The organism is Pseudomonas sp. HN2, assembly GCF_020736465.1.
GTDB classification, from domain to species: Bacteria; Pseudomonadota; Gammaproteobacteria; order Pseudomonadales; family Pseudomonadaceae; genus Aquipseudomonas; species Aquipseudomonas moraviensis_A.
The window spans coordinates 4,828,265-4,850,882 of the sequence record NZ_CP085885.1 but is presented as its reverse complement, the minus strand read 5'-3'; the positions used below and the strand labels follow the sequence as shown (position 1 = coordinate 4,850,882).

Sequence of the window (22,618 nt, the reverse complement as noted above, 5' to 3'; positions counted from 1 at the left end):
CAATCATCCTTGATTGTGGAGGAATGATCAGCCTACTCAGGGCCGGGCAAAACAAAAGTTCAAAGATCGGGAGGCAAACCTCGCCGCGGGTCAGCAACCCGACAGGAATTCGAATCTGAAAAATGCAGGGTTACCACCCACCGAAGCGAAGAATCGTCACCCTGATGCAGAAAAAACCGACACGATTTGTTACCTCGTTGTAGGGCGCGGCGCCTCGAGCATGGCCACGCTGGCGGTCTGCGTCGGTTTGCATTGCGAGTCGCTGCCCGGCTGCAGATATGGCGTGAGAATCGGCGCCATGCCCTTGAGCACTTGCGTGGGCAGGGCCGAGGTGAACTTGAAGTTCTCTGCCGAGCGTCCCGGCACGAAGGCGGTGAGGGTGCCGAAATGGTGATCGCCGATGTAGAACACAAAGGTCGCCGTGCGATTGATCGACTTCGAACTGATGATCCGTCCGCCAGAACCGATCGCGGCAATGCGGTTGTCGCCGGTGCCGGTTTTGCCGCCCATGGCCAGTGGCGTACCGTCGGGCAATTTGAAGCTGCCCGAGACCCGTTTGGCGGTACCGGCATCGACCACTTGCGACAATGCCTCGCGCATGGCTCTGGCGACTTCCACCGGCATTACCCGTTTGCCGACATGCGGATCATTGACCAGTCGGGTTTCGTAGGGCGTGCCGGCGGCGAAGTGCAGGCTGTCGATGCGCAGCGTCGGCATGCGCACGCCGTCATTGAGGATGGTGCCGATCAGCTCGGCGAGTGCGGCGGGGCGGTCGCCGGAACTGCCGATGGCCGTGGCCAGTGACGGCACCAGGTGATCGAATGGGTAGCCGACTTTCTGCCAGCGCTGGTGAATGTCGAGGAAGGCTTCGATCTCGAGCATGGTGCGGATACGACTGTCGCGCGCTCCCTTGTGGCGACTCTTGAACAGCCAGCTGTAGACTTCCTGACGCTCGAAATGGCTGGCCTTGACGATCTCGCTGAAGGTCGCTTCCGGGTGATGCAGCAGGTAGCCGATCAGCCACAGGTCCAGTGGATGGACCTTGGCGATAAAGCCTTGGTCGGGGAGGTCGTAACTGCCGGGGCCATACGAATCGTAGAGGCGGATCAGGCGGTCGTCCGTGAGTTTTTCGTTGAGTTTGGTGCCCTTGAGGTGCGAGCGCACGAACCGGTTGAAATCTTCCTGGCTGGCTTCCGGCAGCAGATAGCGATGCACGGCCGCCATGCGGATCGGCGTCGGGCGCATGCTGTCGAGAAAGGTATCGAGCCGCGCTTGAGTGTCCTTGTTCTTGTACTTCTTCCAGAACTTGAGCAGGAACGAAGTGCCTTCGCGGTCGGCAAAACTGGCCAGGTATTCCTGGCGCCGCGGGTCGCGATCATCCTTGAGCAATTCGCCGTTGGGTCCTGAGTAGGTGGTGTAACGCACGATATCGCGCATCAGGCGAATGAACGGCAGGTTGATCGACTCGCGCAACGAATCGCGCAAAGTGGGCAGGCGCCCGTTGTCCTCTTTGCGAAAGTTGTGAAAGGTGTGCAGCCCGCCGCCGGTAAAAAACGCCTCGCCGGGGCTGGCCGAGTATTTGCGATCCAGCGCAGCGCCGAGCAGCTTCGACAGGTCGTGGTCCTTGTTCTGGATCAGGTAGTCGATGACCCAACGGCTGAGGCGATCCTGATCCGGTATCTCGACCTTTTTCAGTTCCGTCACGCTCATCGCGCCGTACTTGTCGTGCAGCTCGGCGACGATTTGCAGGTAAGTGGTAAGCACGCGCATTTTTGCGGTGGAGCCCAGTTCGAGCTTGCTGCCCTCGTTGATGTCGAACGGCTGGTCGGTGCTGTCGGTCTGCACGCGCACGCGGGAGCCGTCCGGGGTCAGTTCGAACAGGGTGAAGCTGTAGCGCACTTGCGTGGTACTGGTGGGCGTCAGCAAGCGTTCGCCGAGCAGGCCGATTTCGGCGGCATAAGCCGGATCGGCGAGTTTTTTCAGGTAAGCGGTGGCCTGGGTTTGCAGGTCGCCCTGCAGAGTGCTGGTGGCCGACAGGTCGAGGCGGTCGAGGTCGTACAGCGGCCGGTTGAGCATGCTCGCCAGACGGCTGCGAGCGGCGCTGATGCCCTTGTTGGTTTCGATCGGCTGCAGGGTGGGTTGGGTTTGCCAGTCGCGGTACGACACGGTGCTCGCCAGCGCGGCATCGGCCAGGGCACTGTCGATCACGCCGTTCTGCTTGAGCAGGCGCAGGTGGCTGTCGGTGAGGTTGGCCAGCTCTTCGCGGCCCTTGGTCAGGTAGTGGGAAGGGCGGCGCTGGGCGATCATCAGCGAGAGCATTTCCCGCAGGGCGAGGCCTTTGGCGGCCATGGTCTGCGGGTCGGTCGCCGGGCTGTTCAATTGCTCGTTGGCCTTGTTGAAATCACTGCCGTACCAGACCCGCAAGCCTTCGGCCATGCCATGCACTTCGCCGTGGCCGGGCACCGCCGAGAGCGGCACGCTGTTGAGATAATCACGGACGATGTTCTGCCGCGCGCCGAGGCTCTGCGGGCCATCCTGATAAGCGCGGACACTGGCGGAAATCATCTGGCGGATTTTCTCCGCGCCTGATGAAGTCAGGCCCTCAGGCGAGTGACGGTACTTCTCCAGTTGCGTCGCCAAGGTGCTGCCGCCGGCCGATTGCCCAGGAAGGCGCAGCAGTTTCGCCACTTGCGACCACGCCGCCATGCCGAAGCGCGGCCAGTCCACCGCCGGATTGGCCAGCGGTTGCTTCGGGTCGAGGAGAAAACGGTTTTCGATGAACAGCAGGCTGCTGACCACCACCGGCGGAATCGCTGCGAAGTCCGGGTACAGCTGTTGCGGATAGTTGTAGCGGTACAGCGGCGCGGCCCGGCAATCGGTGATCGACAGTCCGGCCTGGATCTTCTCCGAATAGGGCACGAACAGGCCTTTGTCGGTGTAGCTGAGCAGGGCAGGGGAGAAGCGCGTCTGCTCGGTGATCACGTAATTGCGCTTGAGCAGGCGTGGCAGAAATTCATCCAGCGAGCTGTAACCCAGGCGCAGGTCGAACGGGCCGTTGCCCGGATAACGAATCGCTTCGCTGGGCCCGGGTTCGAGTTTGTAGGTCAGCGAAGCGGCGTACTGGCTCAGTTCCCGCGCCTGGAAGCGCGAAGTGCGCATTTCTTTCGACGCGGCGAGTCCCACGACGACCGCGATGATCACAAACAACAACCAGAAAGCCTTCCACCCGTGCCGATTGCGGCGGGGTTTTTCAGGGACAGGCGCTTCATCCACACGTTCAGTCGGGACCACGGTTTTACTCGAATCGGTTTGCCACAAAGCACCCATAGTCGACTGATCCATTCACGCAGATTGATCGGACTTGTCTAAAGCTTAGACGGTGGTTGGCCGTGGGGAAAAAAATGTAAAGGACTGCGGGAGGAGCGGTCGCAGAATCCCCGCAAGCTCCCTCGCCACAAGGGCAGCGGTGTTTCAGAGGTAGCAAGGCAGGGCAGCGATGGCGGAAGCGGGCGCTGATCGGCGGCCATGCACCCCTTCTGTGGGCAGGGAGCAAGGGCAGTGTTGTTTCAGAGGCAGCAGACAGGGCAGCGATGGCGGAAGTGTGCGCTAATTGGCGGCGATGCACCCCTTCTGTGGCGAGGGAGCTTGCTCCCGCTGGACTGCGCAGCAGTCCCAACCCCTGCGTCCACAGTCTGACTGATCCACCGCGCAATCAGGTTTTGCGACTGCTGCGCAGCCGAGCGGGAGCTTGCTCCCTCGCCACAAGGTCAGTGTTGTTTCAGAGGCAGCAGGCAGGGCAGTGATGGCGGAAGTTGGCGATAGTCCGGGGCGATGCACCCCTTCTGTGGCGAGGGAGCTTGCTCCCGCTGGACTGCGCAGCAGTCCCAACCCATGCAACTGCGATCTGCCTGATCCACCGTGCAATCAGGTTTTGCGACTGCTGCGCAGCCGAGCGGGAGCAAGCTCCCTCGCCACAAGGGTAGCGGTGTTTCAGAGGCAGCAGGCAGGGCAGTGATGGCGGAAGTTGGCGATAGTCCGGGGCGATAGTCCGGGGCGATGCACCCCTTCTGTGGCGAGGGAGCTTGCTCCCGCTGGACTGCGCAGCAGTCCCAACCCATGCAACTGCGATCTGCCTGATCCACCGTGCAATCAGGTTTTGCGACTGCTGCGCAGCCGAGCGGGAGCAAGCTCCCTCGCCACAAGGACAGTGGTGTTTCAGAGGTAGCAAGGCAGGGCCGCGATGGCGGAAGTGGGCGCTAATTGGCGGCCATGCACCCTTTCTGTGGCCAGGGAGCAAGGGCGGGCGATGCACACCTTCTGTGGCGAGGGAGCTTGCTCCCGCTGGACTGCGCAGCAGTCCCAACCCCATGCAACTGCGAACTGCCTGATGCACCGCGCAGTCAGGTTCTGCGACTGCTGCGCAGCCGAGCGGGAGCAAGCTCCCTCGCCACAAGGGGGTGTTTCAGAGCCAGCAAGCGTCCCAAAGTGGGTAATCGGCGACTTTCTTTACCAGGCCGGCGCGCAAAGGGTTGGCAATGATGTAGCGCGCATAGGGGCGCAGGTCTTCGTTGTCTCGGATCGCGCGGTCGTGGTATCCGGTTTGCCAGAAGGCCCCGGTTCGGTTCAGCGCGCGATTGATGGTCAGCGTGCTGCGGGATTTGACGGTTTGCATCAATCGCTCCAGCGAAGCGTTTTCAAGTTGCACGAGCCAGTGGAAATGATCCGGCATGACCACCCATGCGATCGACTTGACCCATTGCTGGTCCTGGGCTCGCTTGAGTTCCGCTACCAGCAAACGACCGATTCGCCAATCGGTGAAGATCGGACGGCGTTGATAGACGACAACCGTGATCAGATAAGCGCGTCCTGGCTCAGAGCACCGCCCGCGTCGAAGTCGATGCGAATATAAGCATTTGCGCATTCCGTTGCGTCCTGATGATTGATTCCCTATTTACCCTAGCTGCCGATTGCTTGAATCGAGTCTGAGAAGCCTGTCAGACGATTCTCCTAAACGCGCGGGCAAGTTCCGGGAAGGCAAAACAACCCGATCCCCTGTGGCGAGGGAGCTTGCTACCGCTGGACTGCGCAGCAGTCCCAACTGCTGCAGCCAGTCAGGTTTCCGACTGCTACGCCCCCAAGCGGCAAGGCGCGGCGATTCGACAAGTCCCTCCCCACGCGAACGGTGCAACCCATGCGGGCAACATGACGCTGCACCATGACTGTGCAATACTCGGCGCCTTTTTTGGCGGCGAAAATTCCTACATGACGTAGGTAAACCCTCTCCGCAAACGGGGCTTTTGCCGAGAGTTGTCGCTGAATGTTGTGACTTATAGAGTGAAAAATCCTGCCCGGAGCTTTTTATACTGCACGCCCGCTGATGCGTCTGCCCACGAAGCCGACGCGGTTTCCTGCCCCGCCTAGGCCTATCGGCCGACGCTTCGAAACCCGGCGGTCATATCCAATAACAAGACGAGGTTGTACCCCTATGCCAGTCGGCAATCCTCTGCCTCACGGCAATACCGCCCAGGGCGGTCCGCTCAAACGCGAACTCGGCGAACGGCATATCCGCCTGATGGCGCTCGGCGCCTGTATCGGCGTCGGCCTGTTTCTCGGTTCGGCCAAGGCCATCGAAATGGCTGGCCCGGCGATCATGCTGTCTTACATTCTCGGCGGTCTGGCGATTCTGGTGATCATGCGCGCCCTCGGCGAAATGGCCGTGCATAACCCGGTGGCCGGTTCGTTCAGCCGCTATGCGCAGGACTACCTCGGTCCGCTGGCAGGCTTCCTCACGGGCTGGAACTACTGGTTTCTGTGGCTGGTGACCTGCGTCGCGGAAATCACCGCCGTGGCGGTGTACATGGGCATCTGGTTCCCGGATGTGCCGCGCTGGATCTGGGCCCTGGCGGCGCTGATCAGCATGGGCTCGATCAACCTGATCGCGGTCAAAGCCTTCGGCGAATTCGAGTTCTGGTTCGCCCTGATCAAGATCGTCACCATCATCGCCATGGTGATCGGCGGCGTCGGCATCATTGCCTTCGGTTTCGGCAATGACGGAGTGGCGCTGGGGATTTCCAACCTTTGGGCGCACGGCGGCTTCATGCCCAACGGCGTCACCGGTGTACTGATGTCCCTGCAAATGGTCATGTTCGCCTACCTCGGCGTCGAGATGATCGGCCTGACCGCCGGTGAAGCGAAGAATCCGCAAAAGACCATTCCAGACGCGATCGGCTCGGTGTTCTGGCGGATTCTGCTGTTCTACGTCGGCGCGCTGTTCGTGATCCTGTCGATCTACCCGTGGAATGAAATCGGCACCCAGGGCAGCCCGTTCGTGATGACCTTCGAGCGTTTGGGCATCAAGACCGCCGCCGGCATCATCAACTTCGTGGTGATTACTGCGGCGCTGTCGTCGTGCAACGGCGGCATCTTCAGCACCGGGCGCATGCTCTACAGCCTGGCGCAGAATGGCCAGGCCCCGGCCGGTTTCGCCAAGACCTCGAACAACGGCGTGCCGCGTCGTGCGCTGCTGCTATCGATCGCGGTGTTGCTGCTGGGTGTAATGCTCAACTATCTGGTGCCTGAAAAAGTCTTCGTCTGGGTCACCTCGATCGCAACCTTCGGCGCGATCTGGACCTGGGTGATGATCCTGCTGGCGCAACTGAAATTCCGCAAAGGCCTGAGCGCCAGCGAACGTGCCGGGCTCAAGTACAAGATGTGGCTGTACCCGGTCAGCTCGTACTTCGCCCTGGCGTTTCTGGTGCTGGTGGTCGGCCTGATGGCGTACTTTCCCGATACCCGTGTGGCGCTGTATGTAGGGCCTGCGTTTCTGGTTCTGCTGACGGTGTTGTTCTACGTGTTCAAGTTGCAGCCGACCCAGGTGTCCCAAGACACGGTGCGTTCGGTTTCGTAAGTCCAGTCGCTGAAAAAACAAAGCCCCGGTCACAGGATCGGGGCTTTTTTTGTGGTGGGCGCGAGTCGATCGCCAGCGCTACGCGGCCACTACGTCCAGCGGCTCAAAACTGTCCGCCCGCGCCATCTGCCACATCCGCGAGTAAAACTCGCCATTCACTTCACCCGTGAGCAATTCCCCCGGTTTCAGGAACACGTGCAACTGCGAGAACAGCTTGATCTCGGTCGCCGACATGCGCCGCACCAGGTGCTTGGCCGACAGTTGCGAAGGATGCTCGAGCCCGGCCGCCGCGAGCATTTCCGCCAGCGCTTTGAGCGTGCTGCGGTGGAAGTTGTAGACGCGCTGGGCCTTGTCCGGCACCACCAGAGCGCGTTGGCGCAGGGCGTCCTGGGTGGCGACGCCGGTCGGGCATTTGTTGGTATGGCACGACTGCGACTGGATGCAGCCGATGGCGAACATGAAACCGCGCGCGGAGTTCGCCCAGTCGGCGCCGATGGCCAGCACGCTGGCGATGTCGAAGGCGCTGACGATCTTGCCGCTGGCGCCGAGTTTGATCTTGTCGCGCAGGTTCAGGCCGACCAGCGTGTTGTGCACGAACAGCAGACCTTCGCGCATCGGCACGCCGATGTGGTCGGTGAACTCGACAGGGGCTGCGCCAGTGCCGCCTTCCTTGCCATCGACGACGATGAAATCGGGAAGGATGCCGGTTTCCAGCATGGCTTTGGCAATGCCCATGAATTCCCACGGATGGCCGAGACAGAACTTGAAGCCCACCGGTTTTCCGCCGGACAGTTCACGCAGCTGCTGGATGAACTGCATCATTTCAATCGGTGTGGAAAACGCACTGTGGCGCGAGGGCGAAACGCAGTCTTCGCCCATCAGGATGCCGCGGGTTTCGGCGATTTCCCGGGTGACCTTGTGTTTGGGCAAGATGCCGCCGTGGCCAGGTTTGGCGCCTTGGCTCATCTTGATTTCGATCATGCGCACCTGCGGGTTCTGTGCCTGCACGGCGAAGCGCTCCGGGTCGAAACGGCCGTCGCTGGTGCGGCAGCCGAAGTAGCCGCTGCCCAGTTCCCACGTCAGGTCGCCGCCGTGCTCGCGGTGATACGGGCTGATGCTGCCTTCACCGGTGTCGTGGGCGAAGTTGCCGAGTTTCGCACCCTGGTTCAGCGCGCGGATGGCGTTGGCACTGAGCGAGCCGAAGCTCATCGCTGAAATATTGAAGATCGACGCCGAGTACGGCTGCGTGCATTGCGGGCCGCCGACAGTGACGCGGAAACCGTTCGGATCGCTCAACGGCGCCGGACGCATCGAATGGCCGATGAATTCGAAGCCCGACTGATAGACGTCGATCAAGGTACCGAACGGTTTGTCGGCGGTCTCGTTTTTCGCTCGCGAGTACACCAGCGAACGCTGGGCGCGGGAGAAGGGCAGGGCGTCGCTGTCGGACTCGAGCAGGTACTGGCGAATCTCCGGGCGGATGCCTTCGACCAGATAACGGATATTGCCCAGAATCGGATAGTTGCGGCGCACCGCGTGGCGTGTCTGCAGCAGGTCGAAGATCCCGAGCAGGCTGAGCACGCCAGTGACAGCGGTGATCGGCCACAGCCAGTCATGTTCGAGGAAAGGCAGGCTGGCGAGAGTGAAAATCACACAGACGGCAAAGAAGGCGTAGCGGCTCAGCAGCGACAGGCTCATACGGGTTCCCTGGTTCGGACTCGGAATATTCATCGAAGCTTTAGGGATGAACACCATTCCCCTGTAGGAGTGAGCCTGCTCGCGATAGCGGTATATCAGCTGCAAACGAGTTGACTGACCCGACGCCATCGCGAGCAGGCTCACTCCTACATAAAGCACTTTCATCAAGCGTTCAGGCGTTCTGCGCCTGCATAAAAATCGAAAACAGCTCTGACTGGGATTTGATCCCCGGTTTGCTGTACATGTGTTTCTTATGGACTTTCACGGTTTCCACGAAGATTTCCAGCTTACGGGCGATTTCTTTGCTGGAGCAACCGCTGAGCATCAAACGCCCGACATCCAGTTCCCGGAAACCGCCCGCGCCCTGGCAATTCCTTGTGCTCATCGCCTTCGTTGCGCTGTGCGTGCACTACATTGGGGGTGATGCGAATACGCCGCTGTGGTTTGGTTGATGGTCAGCCTCGATCATCTGGCGGTCTGGCTGGGGCTGAGCTGGCTGGCGATCGGCGTGGTCTGTCTCGCCGTGCTCACCGGCGGTTTCCGTCGTCAGCCACCGGAACTGGACTTCCAGGAAGCGACCTGAGTCTTGCGCTTGGCTTACCGCTGACGGGCATGGGATCCTTGGCGCCTTTGCGCCAAGGGATTCCTTCATGTCGACCATTCATATCGCCGCTGCCCTGTTGCTCAACGCTCACGGCCAGACCCTGCTGGTGCGCAAACGCGGTACTACGGCGTTCATGCAGCCGGGCGGCAAGATCGAAGCCCATGAGCTGCCGGTTCACGCTCTCGCGCGGGAGCTGGAAGAAGAACTGGGCCTACAGATCGACCCGGCGCAGGCAATCTATCTGAGCCGGTTTTCCGCCCCCGCCGCCAACGAGCCAGGCTTCATCGTGCACGCGGAAATCTTTCAACTGACCATCGATACTGACGTGTGCCCGGCGGCGGAAATCGAGGAAGTCATCTGGGTCGATCCGGCCACTGATCCGGCGGTCGAACTGGCGCCATTGACACGCGAGCACATCCTGCCGTTTTATCGCCGTTCACTGACTGCACTCGCCTGATCATTCCCGCAAAGGACGTTGCCATGATCCCGCTGCCAGACTTGCTGATCTTTGCCGCTGCCGCTCTGCTGATGGTGCTGACGCCGGGACCGAACATGATCTACCTGATCTCGCGTTCGATCTGTCAGGGCCGCCGCGCCGGCGTGACGTCGCTGCTCGGTGTGGTCGGCGGGTTCTTCGTGCATATGTTCGCGGCGGCGGCCGGCTTGACGGCGGTGTTTCTCGCCGTGCCGATGGCCTATGAAGTGCTGAAATGGGCCGGCGCGCTGTACCTGTTGTGGCTGGCCTGGCAAGCGCTGAAACCCGGCGCACGTTCGCCGTTCGAAGCCCGGCAATTGCCGCCGGACTCGTCGCGCAAACTGATCACCATGGGCTTTCTCACCAGTGCGCTGAACCCGAAAATCGCGGTTTTCTATCTGTCGGTGTTTCCGCAATTCATCAGCCCTGAACATGGCTCCGTTTTCACCCAAAGCATCCTCCTCGGTCTGACCCAGATCAGCGTCAGTTTCAGCGTCAATCTGTTGATCGCGCTCTTCGCTGCAGGCATCGCCTCGTGGTTCGTGCGCAACCCGACCTGGCTGGCGGTGCAGCGCTATTTCATGGGCCTGGTGCTCGGCGGCCTCGCGGTGCGGTTGATGCTGGAACAGCGGCGGACCGCCTGAAGTGTGGATCGAACGGCTGGATGCCCGCCATGCCCTGGCGTACCGCGCGCTGATGCTCGAAGCCTACGACCGGCATCCGCAGGCGTTCACCTCCAGCGTGCGCGAACGCGCGGTGATGCCGTTGAGTTGGTGGGAAGCACGCCTGACCAGCAAGCTCGATGTGGTGTTGGGGGCATTCGATGCCGGGACGTTGGCCGGGATTGTCGGCCTGGCCTTCGAACCGCGCGAGAAGGCGCGACACAAGGCCACGCTGTTCGGCATGTATGTCTCGGCGGATTTTCGTCGGCGGGGCCTGGGCTTTGAGCTGGTCCAGGCGGCTTTGGCCGAAGCGCAACAGCATCCGGCGCTGAAGCTTGTCCAGCTCACTGTCACTGCCGGCAACGACGCGGCTTTTCAGTTGTATCAGCGCTGCGGCTTCATTCAGTACGGTCTCGAACCACTGGCGGTGCGCGTCGGCGAAGACTATTTCGACAAGATCCACATGTGGCGTGAAGTCTGACCCACCACGCCAATCCTTGTGGGAGCGAGCCTGCTCGCGAAGGCGTCCGTCAAGCCGACATCATCGCTGAATCATCCACCGCTTTCGCGAGCAGGCTCGCTCCCACAGGGGGATCTCTTGATTTGGTTTTCAACGTACGGCGCTGACGCCATCCAGGGTCGAGAACGAGGTGTCCTTGGCGGTCAGCAGGAAATCGCGCATGTACGGCGCATCGAGCATGTCGGTGCGAATCGCTGCATACAGCGTCGCGAACAGACCTTTCTCCCCCAACCGCTTGCCCTTCACATACCCGCGTGAGCTGTATTCATGCAGCGCCCAGTGCGGCATCCCGCAGACGCCCCGGCCGCTGGCGACCAACTGCATCATCATCACGGTCAGCTCGGAAGTACGCACCTGCGCCGGTTCAATGTCGGCCGGTTCGAGGAAACGGGTGAAGATGTCCAGACGATCGCGTTCCACCGGGTAGGTGATCAGCGTTTCAGTCAGCAGGTCTTCAGGAACGATATACGGCTTGCTCGCCAACGCGTGCTGATTGGCTACGGCGAGCATGGCCTCGTAAGTGAACAGCGGCACGTAAGTGATGCCGGCGAGCTCCAGCGGATCGGACGTCACCACCAGATCCAGATCGCCTCGGGCGAGTGCCGGCAATGGTGCAAAAGCGAAACCTGAAGCCAGGTCCAGCTCGACTTCCGGCCAGGCATCGCGGAACTGATCGATGGTCGGCATCAGCCACTGGAAGCAGCTATGGCATTCGATAGCCATGTGCAGACGTCCGGCAGTGCCACCGGCCAGACGACCGATATCGCGCTCGGCGGCGCGCAGCAGCGGCAGGGTGGCGTCGGCCAACTGCAGCAGGCGCAGACCGGCGCTGGTGAAACGCACCGGTTTGGTCTTGCGCACGAACAATGGCATGCCCATGCGTTCTTCCAGTTCTTTGAATTGATGCGACAGGGCTGACTGTGTCAGATGCAGGCGGTCAGCGGCGTCGACCAGACTGTCGGCTTCACGCAGGGCATGCAGGGTTTTCAAGTGACGGATTTCAAGCACCGGCGGGGCTCCATGAACAAAACTTGTGATCAGCGAGGATTGGTTGAGTTTGTCTCATGGTCAGTCTGTTGTCGACTCTGCTGCTTTCGGGGCTGGGCGATTCGACCTTGCCCACTGCATGGTGGGCTGTGAGCAAGACCGGGCGCTTTTAGTCAGATCCGCTCGAAATGCCGGAGCACAACCGACTGTCTGCCGATTTTCGAATAGGGCAGCGTCGGATCATCGGCATGGGTCTGGAAGCGATGCTGCGGCAATTTCAAATGCGCGGTTTCGAAGCGGTTGAACACCGGCGTCGCGTTGCGGTAGTGAAAGTGCGCGTACCACAGCAACTGCGGGGGTTGGCTCGTCAGGTTCCAGATCTCGTACTCCTGCATATAGTCCGGGTGACCGGCATGCCTGCCGAGTAATCTGATCGGTTGCGTTCTGCGGATTTCCACCGCGCCCTGACCGATCAGGTCGTCGAGCATGCCGTCGGTGGGCTTCTGGATGGTCAGAGTGCGTTCGGTGCGCAGGGCGCGCCCGGCAACGATCAGTTCGGCGGCTTGATCACGCAGGCGCTGGATGAGCGGATGTTGCGCGGATCGGGCGGCGATACGGTCGGCACGGGTGTTCAGCTCACCGGCCTGGGTGTCCATCATGTGTTGCAAATCGATCGGCTGCATGCCCCGGTCGGCATTGCTCTGCACAACGGCCCGGTAGGCAGGGATTCTGTCCAGACGCTGCCGGGCATCACTGACCAGAGCGGCGAGGCTGACTGAAGGCGTCGCAGGTGGGGGGGCCTGAGCCGGACCGACCTGGCGCGAGCGGCCATCGGCGCCTTGCTCCCAGATCTGCACTTCGCCATCTCTGAGCCGGCGTTCATAAGTCCGACGCTGCGACCGCGTGTCGAATCGTTCCGTGCCATACAGCAGGTTGCCGTCCGCAGTGGTGAAGACGCGCTGGGCAGGCTGTCCGGGCGTTCTCGGCGCCGCTGGATCGATTACGCCACGGCGGGCACGGCCGGCCATCTGCTCCAGGCCGTCGAGCAGCGGTTCGATGGCGTCCTGATGAAGATGCTCTGGATAGTCCGTCATCCAGATAGTCATTTGCCGTCGGAAGCGCGTGTAGACATCCAGGCATCGCTCAAGCATCTGGCTGCGATGTTGTGCAGTGGCTTGAAGGTTGGGCAGGTCGTACTGAGTGGTCACGGCCTCTCTGGCCTCCTTCCAGAGTTCGTCTGTGCGCTCGCGAAAGTACATCCAGGAAACGTCATTGTCGTAGCTGTAATTCTTCACCAGGTCCAGGCGCATATAGGTTTTGTGAAAGAGCAGGCGGGCATCGCTGTGCTGACGATTGATCAGGTTCACACTGTCGATCCGCCCGACCCTGTCGGATCTCAAGGTGATGCGCTCGTACCACTGATTGAGCTGAAGCCGCAGGTTTTCCAGCTCCTCGAATTTGTTTACGTAGTCGATCTGCAGATCCCGAATCCGGGCACGCAACGCCAGTCGCTGCGAACGTGTGCCCGCCGGCAATGCGCTGAGCATGCCGCTCAAGCGCCGGACGTCCTCCAGCACCATGACTGTGCCGGCCGAAACCTGACCGGCGCGCATGGCATATCGCGAGGTCAGGCGAACGGCGAGGGAGCTTTGCACGCGGTTGACGGCCCCTTGTTTATTGCCACTGGTGAGCGGCTTCAACTCCTCCAGCGCCTGATAGCGTTGAACGCACAGGCGGATATCTTCCAGGCATGCCGCTTCGGCGGCCGGCAGCAGGGCGCGCTGGTTGGCGGGGCTGGCGTGCTGGAAAGCCAGGATCGCCTTCTTGTGCGCCTCGACCTTGCTATCGATGAGATTGGCCAGGCGTTCAGTCTCCAGTTCCAGCTGCTGGTGGCGGCGAAACGTGCGCTCTGCCCACCAGCGTGGCAAGCGCTGGCGAATCACCGGTGGCCAGTAAGGGTCCAGCGTATCGGCCAGATGTCCGGCGACGTTGCCGCCGCCATGCAGGCCACCCGAGCTGGCGATCCCGTAGACGCCGTACCAGGTATCCCACTGGCCGCTTTCATCCAGCGCGATCGGTTGTTTGTAAGACTTGCGCGAATTGCCGAACAGGCGCCAGTTGCGCGAGTCCGTGTCGAGCTCCACCTGGTAGATGCGCCCCTGCCGTTCGATAAAATCCCCGTCCGCATGTCGGTAAATGCCACGGTAGAGGCCATGACGGGCGGGTTCGATTCCGGCCAGCGACAGCGGTTGTTCGTAGTCGTAATCCTGGAAGCGGGCCAGCACGTGCCGGGCCTGCCGCTGGGTTTTGCCATGCAGAGCCGCGACGTTGCCCAGCAGCGTATGCACCTGGCGCGCACGTGTCAGCGCGCGAGTGGTGCGCGAGAGCGTCGAGGCCACCGCCTCGCCCGGAAGCAGATCCATGAATGCGTCGATCAACGAGAGAAACATCGCCTCGATGGCGGCCAGGCCATCCGCGACCTCGCCGCGCAAAAACGCCGCCACGGCCTGATTGGCTGCATTCCAGGCGTCATACAGCGCCACCACGGTGCCGACGAAGGGCACCATGCCCAGCGCCATTTTTATGTAATTGAACGCGCGTGGCCCCTTGAGTGCGTAGCGCTCGAAAAACAGCTCATCATTGGAGCGCGAACTGCCGCGATGAGCTTCGAGCAAACGCCCCATGTGCGCGTCGAGCAGGTGCGCGGCCAGAGAAGTCCTCGCCGGCCAGCGCGTGCCGACGTCGATAATCGCATCGAAGTTTTTTTCCACGGCCTGACCGATGCGGCGGGTATGCGCGCGGACATCGCCGTGCAAGGCCTTACCCGCCAGGTATTCGATCCAGCGGTCATTTGCGCACAACGTGAACAGCCCTTTGCGCGCTGACTCGAGACTGTCGTAGCGACGGAAAAATTGCTGATCCGGGCTGTCCGGCAGGTACAGCAGAGTCATGCCGCTGATCTGTTCTTCAATGAAGGTCACGCCGGACAAGGTCACCGGGCCTTCGCGCGGCGTATCCTTGCCGCCGGCTGCAAGCGCGACCGGCAGCAGCACGATGCGCTTGCCCTTGGCGAGCCAGGCGTCTGTGGTGTTGGCGTCGATCGCAATGTTCACCACCTCGGCTTCATCGCGGTTCAGATGTTTTTGTGCACGCGCATTATCACTCTGAATCTTCAGCAGCAGGCGCCAGGGTTCGATCAGGCTTTCACGCCGATGCTGACTGACGAACAGCGCTTCACCGGGCGCGCCATGGAAGGCCTCGTGGATCCTGCGCTCATAGGCCTTGGGCAGGTCCAGCTCCGGCAGGACTTTACGCAGATAGCTCAGGTTGATGCCGTTGAGCAGACGGTTGCGATCCCGTTGGCGCGCAGCATTGACGGTCAGGCGCATGAAAATCAGGCGCTGCGACAGCGAGTCATTGAGCACTGAGTGAACGTTGTCGATATTCAGTTGAGCGAGGTCTTCGAGTGACATCACGCTGTGCGTAGCGCCGGGCACGATCACGGTTTTACGCCGCGGGCCGGCGGGGCTGGCTTCCACCACCGTTTCGGTTCGGGTGGAATCGGGCAATTCGACCTGCACGGAAAAATAGCCCTCGGTGGCGAAGTCCTTGCGCAGGCGTGCGTACAGGTGTTTGCGGGTGAAGTCGTCGCGCGGTTCCAGTGCCCGGGTCATCAGCGCATGGCTTTTGCGCATCGCCTCGATGTACGCCTTGATGTGCTGTTTGAGCGCGATCCGCTCGTTTTCCTGCAGACGCACCAGCCAGTCCGGCAGATGAGTGGCCAGCACACCGCTGCGCTCCTGCTCTTGCACATGCGCGAACATCAGGGTTCTGGCGGCGCTGACCGGGACTTGCACGGCGGCCGTGCACGCCTGACGGAGAATTTCCAGTGCATCGGCGTGCCCGGTCTGGTCGCGCAACCCGGCGGCCCGTGTTTCGCAATCGGCAATCAGCGCGCTGAGACAATGACGCAGCGGATCAGAGGCAATGGCGTCGAGCTGCAAGGCCGATTCGCTGTCCTGCTCGTCAAGCTTGAACAATTCGAGCGCCAATGCCCGGCGATCGCGAAAGCGCTGCAGGCCACCGCCGCTGCCCGGGCAGTAAAGCAGCAGACTCGCCTCGGACCCGCTGTCCGTCAGCGCAGCTTGCCGCGTGAGGACAAATACGCCGTTGAGCGTCTCGCGCTGCTGCGTAGTGACTGCGTCGCGGGTTTCGCTCAGTGACAGGGTCAGGCTGGCCGCGACCCACTCTGCATTGCGTGCGCTGGCCTCAGGGTTGTCCAGCACGGCTTTGAGCAGGTCGTGTTCGGCGCTGTCGATCTGCCCGAGGATCGCTTGCAGCTTCGCCTCGGCATGCAAGCCATCCTTGTGAGCCTGATAAATCGCAGTGAATGTCGGGTCGGAGATGGGGGAGTCGTCTAGCAATGAGGTGCAGGCGTTCTCGCAGGCTTGCTCGGCAATTTCCAGTGCTTTCAGTGCGTCCAGGCATTGTTCAAAGCGCGAACCGTCGCGGTCGTCGGTCTGCAGCTGTTCGAGTGCATCGCGCTCGCGCTTGAGCGCGGCATGCCTGACGGCCAGCGGAACACCAGCGGACAGGCTGCCAAACAACGGAGGAGCGTCGCTCGCGAGGGTATCCGGCGCGGCTGACGCCTTGGCCGGCGCGGGCGCTGCAACGATGATCGCTGTGCCGCGCTGATGGTCGATGAGATCGACATGCGCCAGCGCTTGCGCACCGTGGTCGCGCAACCCGGGGTTGCCCCGGTTGCTGTTGCGCAACGCGTTGATCTGCGCATGCTGGCGGTCGGCGAACAGATCGCTGGCACCGGTGATCATCGGGTCGGTCGCGGCGCTGTAATCGAAACGCTGGATCTCGCACGGCAGGCCGGTGGGAATCTGCACCTGAGCGGCCAGCCATATTTGCAGATCCGCTCGATTGTCGAATGCCTGGATGCACGCGGGGCGGCAGGGCAGGTAGAGCAGAGCCCGGGCCGTGGCGCGGTCTCCCAGGCTGATCACCCAAGCCCCCGGGAGTTTGACTTTGCTGTGGTTGCTCAGCACCAGAGCCGGTTTTTCCAGGTGAACCGGCTGACCTTTGAACGTCACCGGGTAGGAGCCGGCATCGACGATGTGCTGCAGCAGGTCGAGCTGTTCGGTGCTGATGGTTTTACTGGCGTACGCAGCGTCAGCGCACGCTTCGAAATGCGTTCGGTACAGTTCGATAGCACGCGTGCGCCGCGACACCGGGGTGCCAGGCGCACGGGCATCCCAGAACCCGACCCAGCGTGTGGCGTGGGCGGACTGCGGGTCGAGCAGCTTGAGCTTTTCCAGCAGTTGCGACGGGTTCAGTGCATACAGCGGGTGATCAGGCGGCAGACCGATAACGTGGCAGCGCTGGTCGAGCGAGGTATCTGGCGCCGGATGTTGAACGACAAAAGCGCAGGCGTCGGTAAGGCTGACGAAATGCTCCGGCTGCGTTTGGGTGGCAATGAAGCCGAATCCGGTTTTTTCGCCATCCAGTTGCAGCTGTTGTCGCAGCGACGCGTTGATCGTGTCGCGCAGGGCGGGACTTTTCGCAAACAGTTCGCGCAAGCCATTGCTGCTGTCGCGCCAGCGTTGATTGGCCCGTAACAACAGACTTTCGTCGATGGTTTCAGGCAGCGCCAGGGACGTCGCGAACGACTCAGGCGCAGACGGCGGCAAATCGAGTGTGAGGGGTTCGAGCATGGTGGATGACTCGCAAGGGGGAGCGGGGCATCCGCTCCTGTGCGGGTCATTCAAAAGCGTTTGCTCAGGAGCATGGCGGTACAGGGATATTGTCTGCCGCGGCTGGATGACCGCTCGGCACTCTTCATCAAACTGTCATGGAAGTGTGGCAGCGCGCTCGCACGAACTTCATCAGACTCGCGCTCTACTGGGGTGCTGCGTTTTGGTGTTTTTTCATGTTGAAGAGATTTTTTTCAGTCGCGGCCGCGTTGGCCGCGCTTTTGTTCGGGGCCGGCTCGTTTGCAGCAGGGCGCTGTGATGTGAACGTGCCGACCGAGCACGTTGATCTGCCGCAAGTCAGCCTTGCCTATCAAAGCATCGGTCGTGCTTCGGATCCGGCATTGCTGCTGGTCATGGGCCTGGGTGGGCAGTTGATCCATTGGCCGGATGAGGTGGTAGTCGCCCTGTGTCAGCAGGGTTTCCGGGTGATTCGTTATGACAACCGCGACGCCGGCCTGTCGACCTGGCGTCAGGCACCGGCGCAGGCCAACCTGACGTTCGAAGTGCTGCGCTACAAGCTCGGCTTGCCGATTTCGGCGCCGTACAGCCTGACCGACATGGCCGACGATGCGCTGGGTTTGATGACCGCGCTGCAGGTCGAGCAATTCCACGTACTCGGCGCGAGCATGGGCGGGATGATTGCCCAGCACATGGCGGCGATGGCGCCGCAGCGGGTGGAAAGCCTGACGCTGATCATGACCACCTCGGGCGCCGAAGGCTTGCCGGCTCCGAGTGCGGCGCTGGTGCAATTGCTCTCGCGGCGCGGTGCGCCCAATCGTCAAGTGGCGCTGGAACAGCAGGCGGATTTGCTGGCCGCGTTGGGCAGTCCGGCAGTCAGCGATGATCGGCAGGCGCTGTTGCAGCAGGCGGCGGCGTCCTATGATCGTGCGTTCAACCCCGAAGGCGTGAAGCGGCAGATCATGGCGATCCTTGCCGAGCCTAGCCGTGTCGCCTTGCTCAATCAGTTGCGCGTGCCGACCCTGGTGGTGCATGGCACAGCGGATCCGCTGCTGCCGGTGATGCACGGTGTGCATCTGGCCGCGCACATTCAGGGCAGTCAGCTGAAACTGATTCCGGGACTGGCGCATCGCTTTCAGGAGGCGTTCAAGGAGCCGTTGCTGGCGGCGGTGCTGCCGTATTTGCAGGCGCATCGCGAGGACACTTCGCATTGGGCGCAGGTTGAACCGGTGGCGCAGGGGAATCTGCTTTAGCTGCTGAAGATCAAGAGCCCCTCACCCTGACCCTCTCCCGGAGGGAGAGGGGACTTACGGAGGTGTCTTGCGCTATCCGCCGACCTGAATGAGCGGGTCGATTATGAAAACGCGTTCAAGTTACGCATCCGTAATCGACTCGGTTTCTCAGGTCGATGTAATTTGAAGCACCCTGCGGTCGGCTCCCTCTCCCTCCGGGAGAGGGCTGGGGTGAGGGCAGCCTTTGATCTTAACTGTGCAGCCGCACCCAGACCGTCACCAGCACCGTCGCCGCCATCAACCACGCCACCGCCGCCACGGCCAGCGAGGCTTCAAGCCGCATCCGGTCGACCATCACGTACAACGTCGCCAGATAGATGAAGTACGGAATGATCGACCACATGCCAAACACGATCGTGGTCTTCAGGTCGTCGACCGAGCGGCCCTTGCCGACGATGTAATGCGCAATCAGGGCAAAGGTCGGAAACAGCGGCACCAGGCCGGCGATGTAGTAGTTTCTGGTCTTCGACAATGCCGCGAGGATCAGCACCACTGCGGCGCCGATCGCTGCTTTCAGAATCAGATCCATCAGTGGCTCAACCCGTACTTTTTGACTTTGTCGAACAGCGTGGTCTTGGCCATGCCCAGTTCCTGGCTGGCCTGGGTCAGATTGCCGCCGCTGCGTTGCAAGGCGTCGACCAGAAGGTTGCGCTCGAACGCTTCCACCGCTTCGGCAAACGCCAGGCCCTGGCCGGCGCTGCTTCCGGATTTCTTGAAGGCCGGCAGGCCGAGGGCGAAACGTTCGGCGACGTTGCGCAATTCGCGCACGTTACCCGGCCAGTCGTGGCTCATCAGGTTCGACAGGGTCTGGTTGTCCAGCTCCGGCAGCGCGCGATCAAAGCGCAGTGCCGACTGCTGGGTGAAGTGTTCGAACAGTTGCAGGATGTCTTCGCGACGTTCGCGCAACGGTGGCAATTCCAGGGTCACGACGTTGAGGCGGTAGTACAAGTCGCTGCGAAATTCGCCGGCCTTGCTCGACTCATCAAGGTCGGATTTGGTCGCCGCAATCACTCGGCAATCCACCGCCACGCTCTGGTTCGAGCCGAGGCGTTCGAGGGTGCGTTCCTGCAATACGCGCAGCAGTTTGATCTGCAATGGCAGCGGCATGCTTTCCACTTCATCGAGGAACAGCGTGCCGCCGTCGGCGTGTTCGATCTTGCCGATGCGGCGTTTGCCGGCGCCGGTGAAGGCGTTGGCTTCGTGGCCGAAGATCTCGCTTTCAAAAAGGTTTTCCGGCAGACCGCCGCAGTTCAGCGCGACGAACTGTTTGCTGTGGCGCCGACTGAAATCGTGGAGGCAGCGGGCGACCAGTTCCTTGCCGGTGCCGGTCTCGCCTTCGATCAAGACATTGGCCGAGGTGTCGGCCACGTTGGCGATCAGTTCGCGCAGGTTCTGCATTGCCGGCGAGCGACCGATGATCCGTCCTTCCAGTGAATCGCGTTCAGCCAGTTGCCGACGCAGCGATGACACTTCACGGGCGAGGCTGCGTTGCTCCAGCGCCCGCCGCGCGACGTCCACCAGACGCTCCGGGGAGAACGGTTTCTCCATGAAATCGTAAGCGCCTTTCTGCATGGCGCCGACGGCCATGGAGATGTCGCCGTGGCCGGTGATCAGCACCACCGGCAGGCTGCGGTCACGTTGCTTGAGACGGGTGAGCAGTTCCAGGCCATCGATGCCCGGCAGGCGGATGTCGCTGATAACGATGCCGGCAAAGTTGTCGCCGACCTGCGCCAGCGCTTCTTCGGCACTGCCCACGCCGATGCACGGGATGTCTTCGAGGGTCAGCGCCTGTTGGCAGCCGAGCAGCACATGGGGGTCGTCTTCGACAATCAGCACACTGAGTTCGGGGTTCATATTGGCTCGGCAGAAAGAGGGCTTACCAACGGTAAACTGAGGACGAAGGTGGTGCCACCGCCGGCCGGGTGTTCGACACCCAGATGCCCGCCGGTGGCAGCGGCGAGGCTGGCGGACAGGGTCAGGCCCAGTCCCAGGCCTTGCTCGCCGGGTTTGGTGGTGAAGAACGGTTCGAACAGATGCTTGCGCGCTTCGGCGTCGATGCCATGGCCGTTGTCGCGCACCCGCAGGCGATACTTGCCGTTGAACTCTTCACCCTCCAGCCACAATTGCGGCTGCGGTTGCGCGTGCATGGCGTCTAGAGCGTTGCCGATCAGGTTGACGAGGATCTGTTCGAGGCGGGTCTGATCGATCAGCAACTGCACCTCGGAAAACTGCCGGTGAATCTGCAGCGCGGTGTTTTCCACGCGCGCGCCCAGCACTTGCAACGCGGCATCGACGGCTTTGCCGAGACTGGCCTGGCCCTTGTTGTCTCCACGCCGGGCAAACGAGCGCAGGCTGGCGGTGATCCGGCCCATGCGATCGATCAAATCATTGATGGTCTTGAGATTGGTGCTGGCGACGTCGAGCTGGCCGCGCTCGAGAAAGCGCACGGTGTTGCCCGATAGCGTGCGCATGGCTGCCAGCGGCTGGTTCAATTCATGGGCGATGCTGGTCGACATCTGCCCGATGGCGGCGAGTTTGCCGGCCTGCACCAGTTCATCCTGGGCACGGCGCAAGGTCTCTTCGGCCTGGCGACGCTCGCGGATCTGACTCTTGAGCCGTTCGTTGCTGGCGCGCAAGTCGGCGGTGCGTTCGGTAATCCGACGCTCCAGTTGGCTGTTGGCTTCCTGCAAGGCTTCGCGGGCGGCGAGGCGGGTGGCGAGGACTTTGCGCCGCTCGTTCCAGGCGATCAACAGGAAGGCGAACAGGGCAAACGCCACCGCCACCAGAATCCCTTGATTGATCGCCTCACGGCGCAGGTCCTGCAACGGCGTGAGCAGGGTGAAGTTCCACGGCGTATCGCTCAGTAGTCGGGTTTGCGCCAGATAGCTGATGTCGTCCTCGTCGGGCTGCAATTCGCTGTTGGCCGGGAAGGTCAGTTTCTCCACGCCTTCGGCCAGCGTCTCGCGGGCCAGCGGTTGCAGTTCGTTGAGCGGGAACCAGTAGTACTGCAGGCTGCGGGCGAGTTTTTCCTTGACCTCGTCGCTCAGCGGCATCACCGATTTCAGCCGCCTGGCCGGGTCACTGGAGAGAATGATGATGCCGTTTTCATCGCTGACGAACGCTTCCAGACGCGCCCGTTGCCAGCGCTCTTCCATGGCTTCCAGACGCACTTTGACCACCGCCACGCCGATGATCTTGCCGTGCTCTTCGAGGCCGTGGGCCAGGTAATAGCCGGGCTCGCCATTGGTGCTGCCAATGCCGTAGAAACGCCCGGGCTGGCCGCGCACGGCATCCTTGAAATAGGCGCGAAAGGACAGGTCTTCGCCCAGGTAACTGTCGACATCGCGCCAGTTGCTGGTGGCCATGACCCGGCCAGTGGTGTCCATCACGTAGATGGCGCGGCTGCGGCTACGGCGGTTCAGGCCTTCGAGGTAATCATTGACCGTCTGCCGGTGCTCCGGGGTCGGGTCGGCCAGCAACTGCGGGACGCTGGTTTCGAGTTCCAGCAGGCTGGGCAGGTAGGTGTATTTGCTGATTTCACTTTCGACCGCACGGGCATGCAGTTCCAGCTGACGCTGGCCGTTCTCGCCGAGGCTGCGGATGCCGAAGTGTTCACTGGTCCAGAAGCCGATGAAACCCAGTCCGACCATCAGGGCGATGATCAGCGGCGGCAGGAACAGATGACGGATCAGACGGGGCTTCACGGCAAGTGATGGCTCTGCAGCGCGATAAAGAGTGGGGTCGCATTTCATC

At 61.8% G+C, this 22,618-nt stretch carries 13 protein-coding genes and 2 pseudogenes; 6 read left to right on the top strand and 9 right to left on the bottom strand.

Annotation, left to right across the window (positions count from 1 at the left end):
* Positions 1-189: 189 nt before the first annotated feature.
* Together LIS66_RS21425 and LIS66_RS21420 are read right to left on the bottom strand one after the other, a co-directional pair.
* Positions 190-3,327 carry a transglycosylase domain-containing protein gene (locus LIS66_RS21425; RefSeq protein WP_227972997.1) on the bottom strand — a complete coding sequence of 1,046 codons (3,138 nt, stop codon included), beginning with the start codon at positions 3,325-3,327 and terminating at the stop codon, positions 190-192.
* A 1,135-nt stretch (positions 3,328-4,462) separates the two neighbouring features.
* Positions 4,463-4,921 carry an REP-associated tyrosine transposase gene (locus LIS66_RS21420; protein ID WP_042607391.1) on the bottom strand — a complete coding sequence of 153 codons (459 nt, stop codon included), beginning with the start codon at positions 4,919-4,921 and terminating at the stop codon, positions 4,463-4,465.
* A gap of 564 nt (positions 4,922-5,485) precedes the next feature.
* Between LIS66_RS21420 and LIS66_RS21415 the strand changes: the two genes are divergently transcribed.
* Complete coding sequence (locus LIS66_RS21415) at positions 5,486-6,907, top strand: amino acid permease (RefSeq protein WP_042607390.1); 1,422 nt, start codon at positions 5,486-5,488, stop codon at positions 6,905-6,907.
* 78 nt (positions 6,908-6,985) lie between these two features.
* Here LIS66_RS21415 and LIS66_RS21410 read toward each other — a convergent pair whose 3' ends face one another.
* The gene (locus tag LIS66_RS21410; RefSeq protein ID WP_116659223.1) at positions 6,986-8,605 is read right to left on the bottom strand and encodes an FMN-binding glutamate synthase family protein; all 1,620 of its coding nucleotides are present in this window, start codon (positions 8,603-8,605) and stop codon (positions 6,986-6,988) included.
* 172 nt (positions 8,606-8,777) lie between these two features.
* A pseudogene (locus LIS66_RS21405) lies at positions 8,778-8,954 on the bottom strand (response regulator transcription factor); the annotation flags it as partial.
* 87 nt (positions 8,955-9,041) lie between these two features.
* Between LIS66_RS21405 and LIS66_RS21400 the strand changes: the two are divergent.
* From LIS66_RS21400 to LIS66_RS21385, 4 genes and pseudogenes are all read left to right on the top strand, one after another.
* A pseudogene (locus tag LIS66_RS21400) lies at positions 9,042-9,188 on the top strand (amino acid permease); the annotation flags it as partial.
* Between the two features lie 67 nt (positions 9,189-9,255).
* On the top strand, positions 9,256-9,666 hold the full coding sequence (locus LIS66_RS21395; protein ID WP_042607387.1) for an NUDIX hydrolase: 411 nt from the start codon (positions 9,256-9,258) through the stop codon (positions 9,664-9,666).
* Positions 9,667-9,689: 23 nt separating this feature from the next.
* Positions 9,690-10,328: a LysE family translocator gene (locus LIS66_RS21390; protein WP_042607386.1), complete on the top strand. Its 639-nt coding sequence runs from the start codon at positions 9,690-9,692 to the stop codon at positions 10,326-10,328.
* A 1-nt stretch (position 10,329) separates the two neighbouring features.
* A complete protein-coding gene (locus LIS66_RS21385) occupies positions 10,330-10,827 on the top strand; it encodes a GNAT family N-acetyltransferase (RefSeq protein ID WP_042607385.1) in 498 nt (165 codons plus the stop codon).
* Positions 10,828-10,956: 129 nt separating this feature from the next.
* Here the strand turns inward: LIS66_RS21385 and metR are convergent, their stop codons facing one another.
* Together metR and LIS66_RS21375 are read right to left on the bottom strand one after the other, a co-directional pair.
* Positions 10,957-11,874, bottom strand: a complete 918-nt coding sequence (gene metR, locus LIS66_RS21380) for a transcriptional regulator MetR (RefSeq protein WP_042607384.1) — start codon at positions 11,872-11,874, stop codon at positions 10,957-10,959.
* 152 nt (positions 11,875-12,026) lie between these two features.
* A complete protein-coding gene (locus LIS66_RS21375) occupies positions 12,027-17,576 on the bottom strand; it encodes a dermonecrotic toxin domain-containing protein (RefSeq protein WP_227972996.1) in 5,550 nt (1,849 codons plus the stop codon).
* 215 nt (positions 17,577-17,791) lie between these two features.
* Between LIS66_RS21375 and LIS66_RS21370 the strand changes: the two genes are divergently transcribed.
* A complete protein-coding gene (locus tag LIS66_RS21370) occupies positions 17,792-18,826 on the top strand; it encodes an alpha/beta fold hydrolase (protein WP_227972995.1) in 1,035 nt (344 codons plus the stop codon).
* A 229-nt stretch (positions 18,827-19,055) separates the two neighbouring features.
* Here the strand turns inward: LIS66_RS21370 and LIS66_RS21365 are convergent, their stop codons facing one another.
* The 3 genes from LIS66_RS21365 to LIS66_RS21355 are packed head-to-tail and all read right to left on the bottom strand — an operon-like array spanning position 19,056 to position 22,617.
* The gene (locus LIS66_RS21365; protein ID WP_172667875.1) at positions 19,056-19,385 is read right to left on the bottom strand and encodes a GlpM family protein; all 330 of its coding nucleotides are present in this window, start codon (positions 19,383-19,385) and stop codon (positions 19,056-19,058) included.
* 8 nt (positions 19,386-19,393) lie between these two features.
* Positions 19,394-20,671: a sigma-54-dependent transcriptional regulator gene (locus tag LIS66_RS21360; RefSeq protein WP_252882015.1), complete on the bottom strand. Its 1,278-nt coding sequence runs from the start codon at positions 20,669-20,671 to the stop codon at positions 19,394-19,396.
* A gap of 44 nt (positions 20,672-20,715) precedes the next feature.
* Complete coding sequence (locus LIS66_RS21355; protein WP_227972993.1) at positions 20,716-22,617, bottom strand: sensor histidine kinase; 1,902 nt, start codon at positions 22,615-22,617, stop codon at positions 20,716-20,718.
* Position 22,618 lies beyond the last annotated feature (1 nt).

Excerpts from the sequence above, each read along its gene's own strand:
- LIS66_RS21425 (WP_227972997.1), bottom strand. The coding sequence starts at position 3,327 with ATGGGTGCTTTGTGGCAAACCGATTCGAGTAAAACCGTGGTCCCGACT.
- LIS66_RS21420 (WP_042607391.1), bottom strand. The coding sequence starts at position 4,921 with ATGCGCAAATGCTTATATTCGCATCGACTTCGACGCGGGCGGTGCTCT.
- LIS66_RS21415 (WP_042607390.1), top strand. The coding sequence starts at position 5,486 with ATGCCAGTCGGCAATCCTCTGCCTCACGGCAATACCGCCCAGGGCGGT.
- LIS66_RS21410 (WP_116659223.1), bottom strand. The coding sequence starts at position 8,605 with ATGAGCCTGTCGCTGCTGAGCCGCTACGCCTTCTTTGCCGTCTGTGTG.
- LIS66_RS21395 (WP_042607387.1), top strand. The coding sequence starts at position 9,256 with ATGTCGACCATTCATATCGCCGCTGCCCTGTTGCTCAACGCTCACGGC.
- LIS66_RS21390 (WP_042607386.1), top strand. The coding sequence starts at position 9,690 with ATGATCCCGCTGCCAGACTTGCTGATCTTTGCCGCTGCCGCTCTGCTG.
- LIS66_RS21375 (WP_227972996.1), bottom strand. The coding sequence starts at position 17,576 with ATGCTCGAACCCCTCACACTCGATTTGCCGCCGTCTGCGCCTGAGTCG.
- LIS66_RS21370 (WP_227972995.1), top strand. The coding sequence starts at position 17,792 with ATGTTGAAGAGATTTTTTTCAGTCGCGGCCGCGTTGGCCGCGCTTTTG.
- LIS66_RS21355 (WP_227972993.1), bottom strand. The coding sequence starts at position 22,617 with ATGAAATGCGACCCCACTCTTTATCGCGCTGCAGAGCCATCACTTGCC.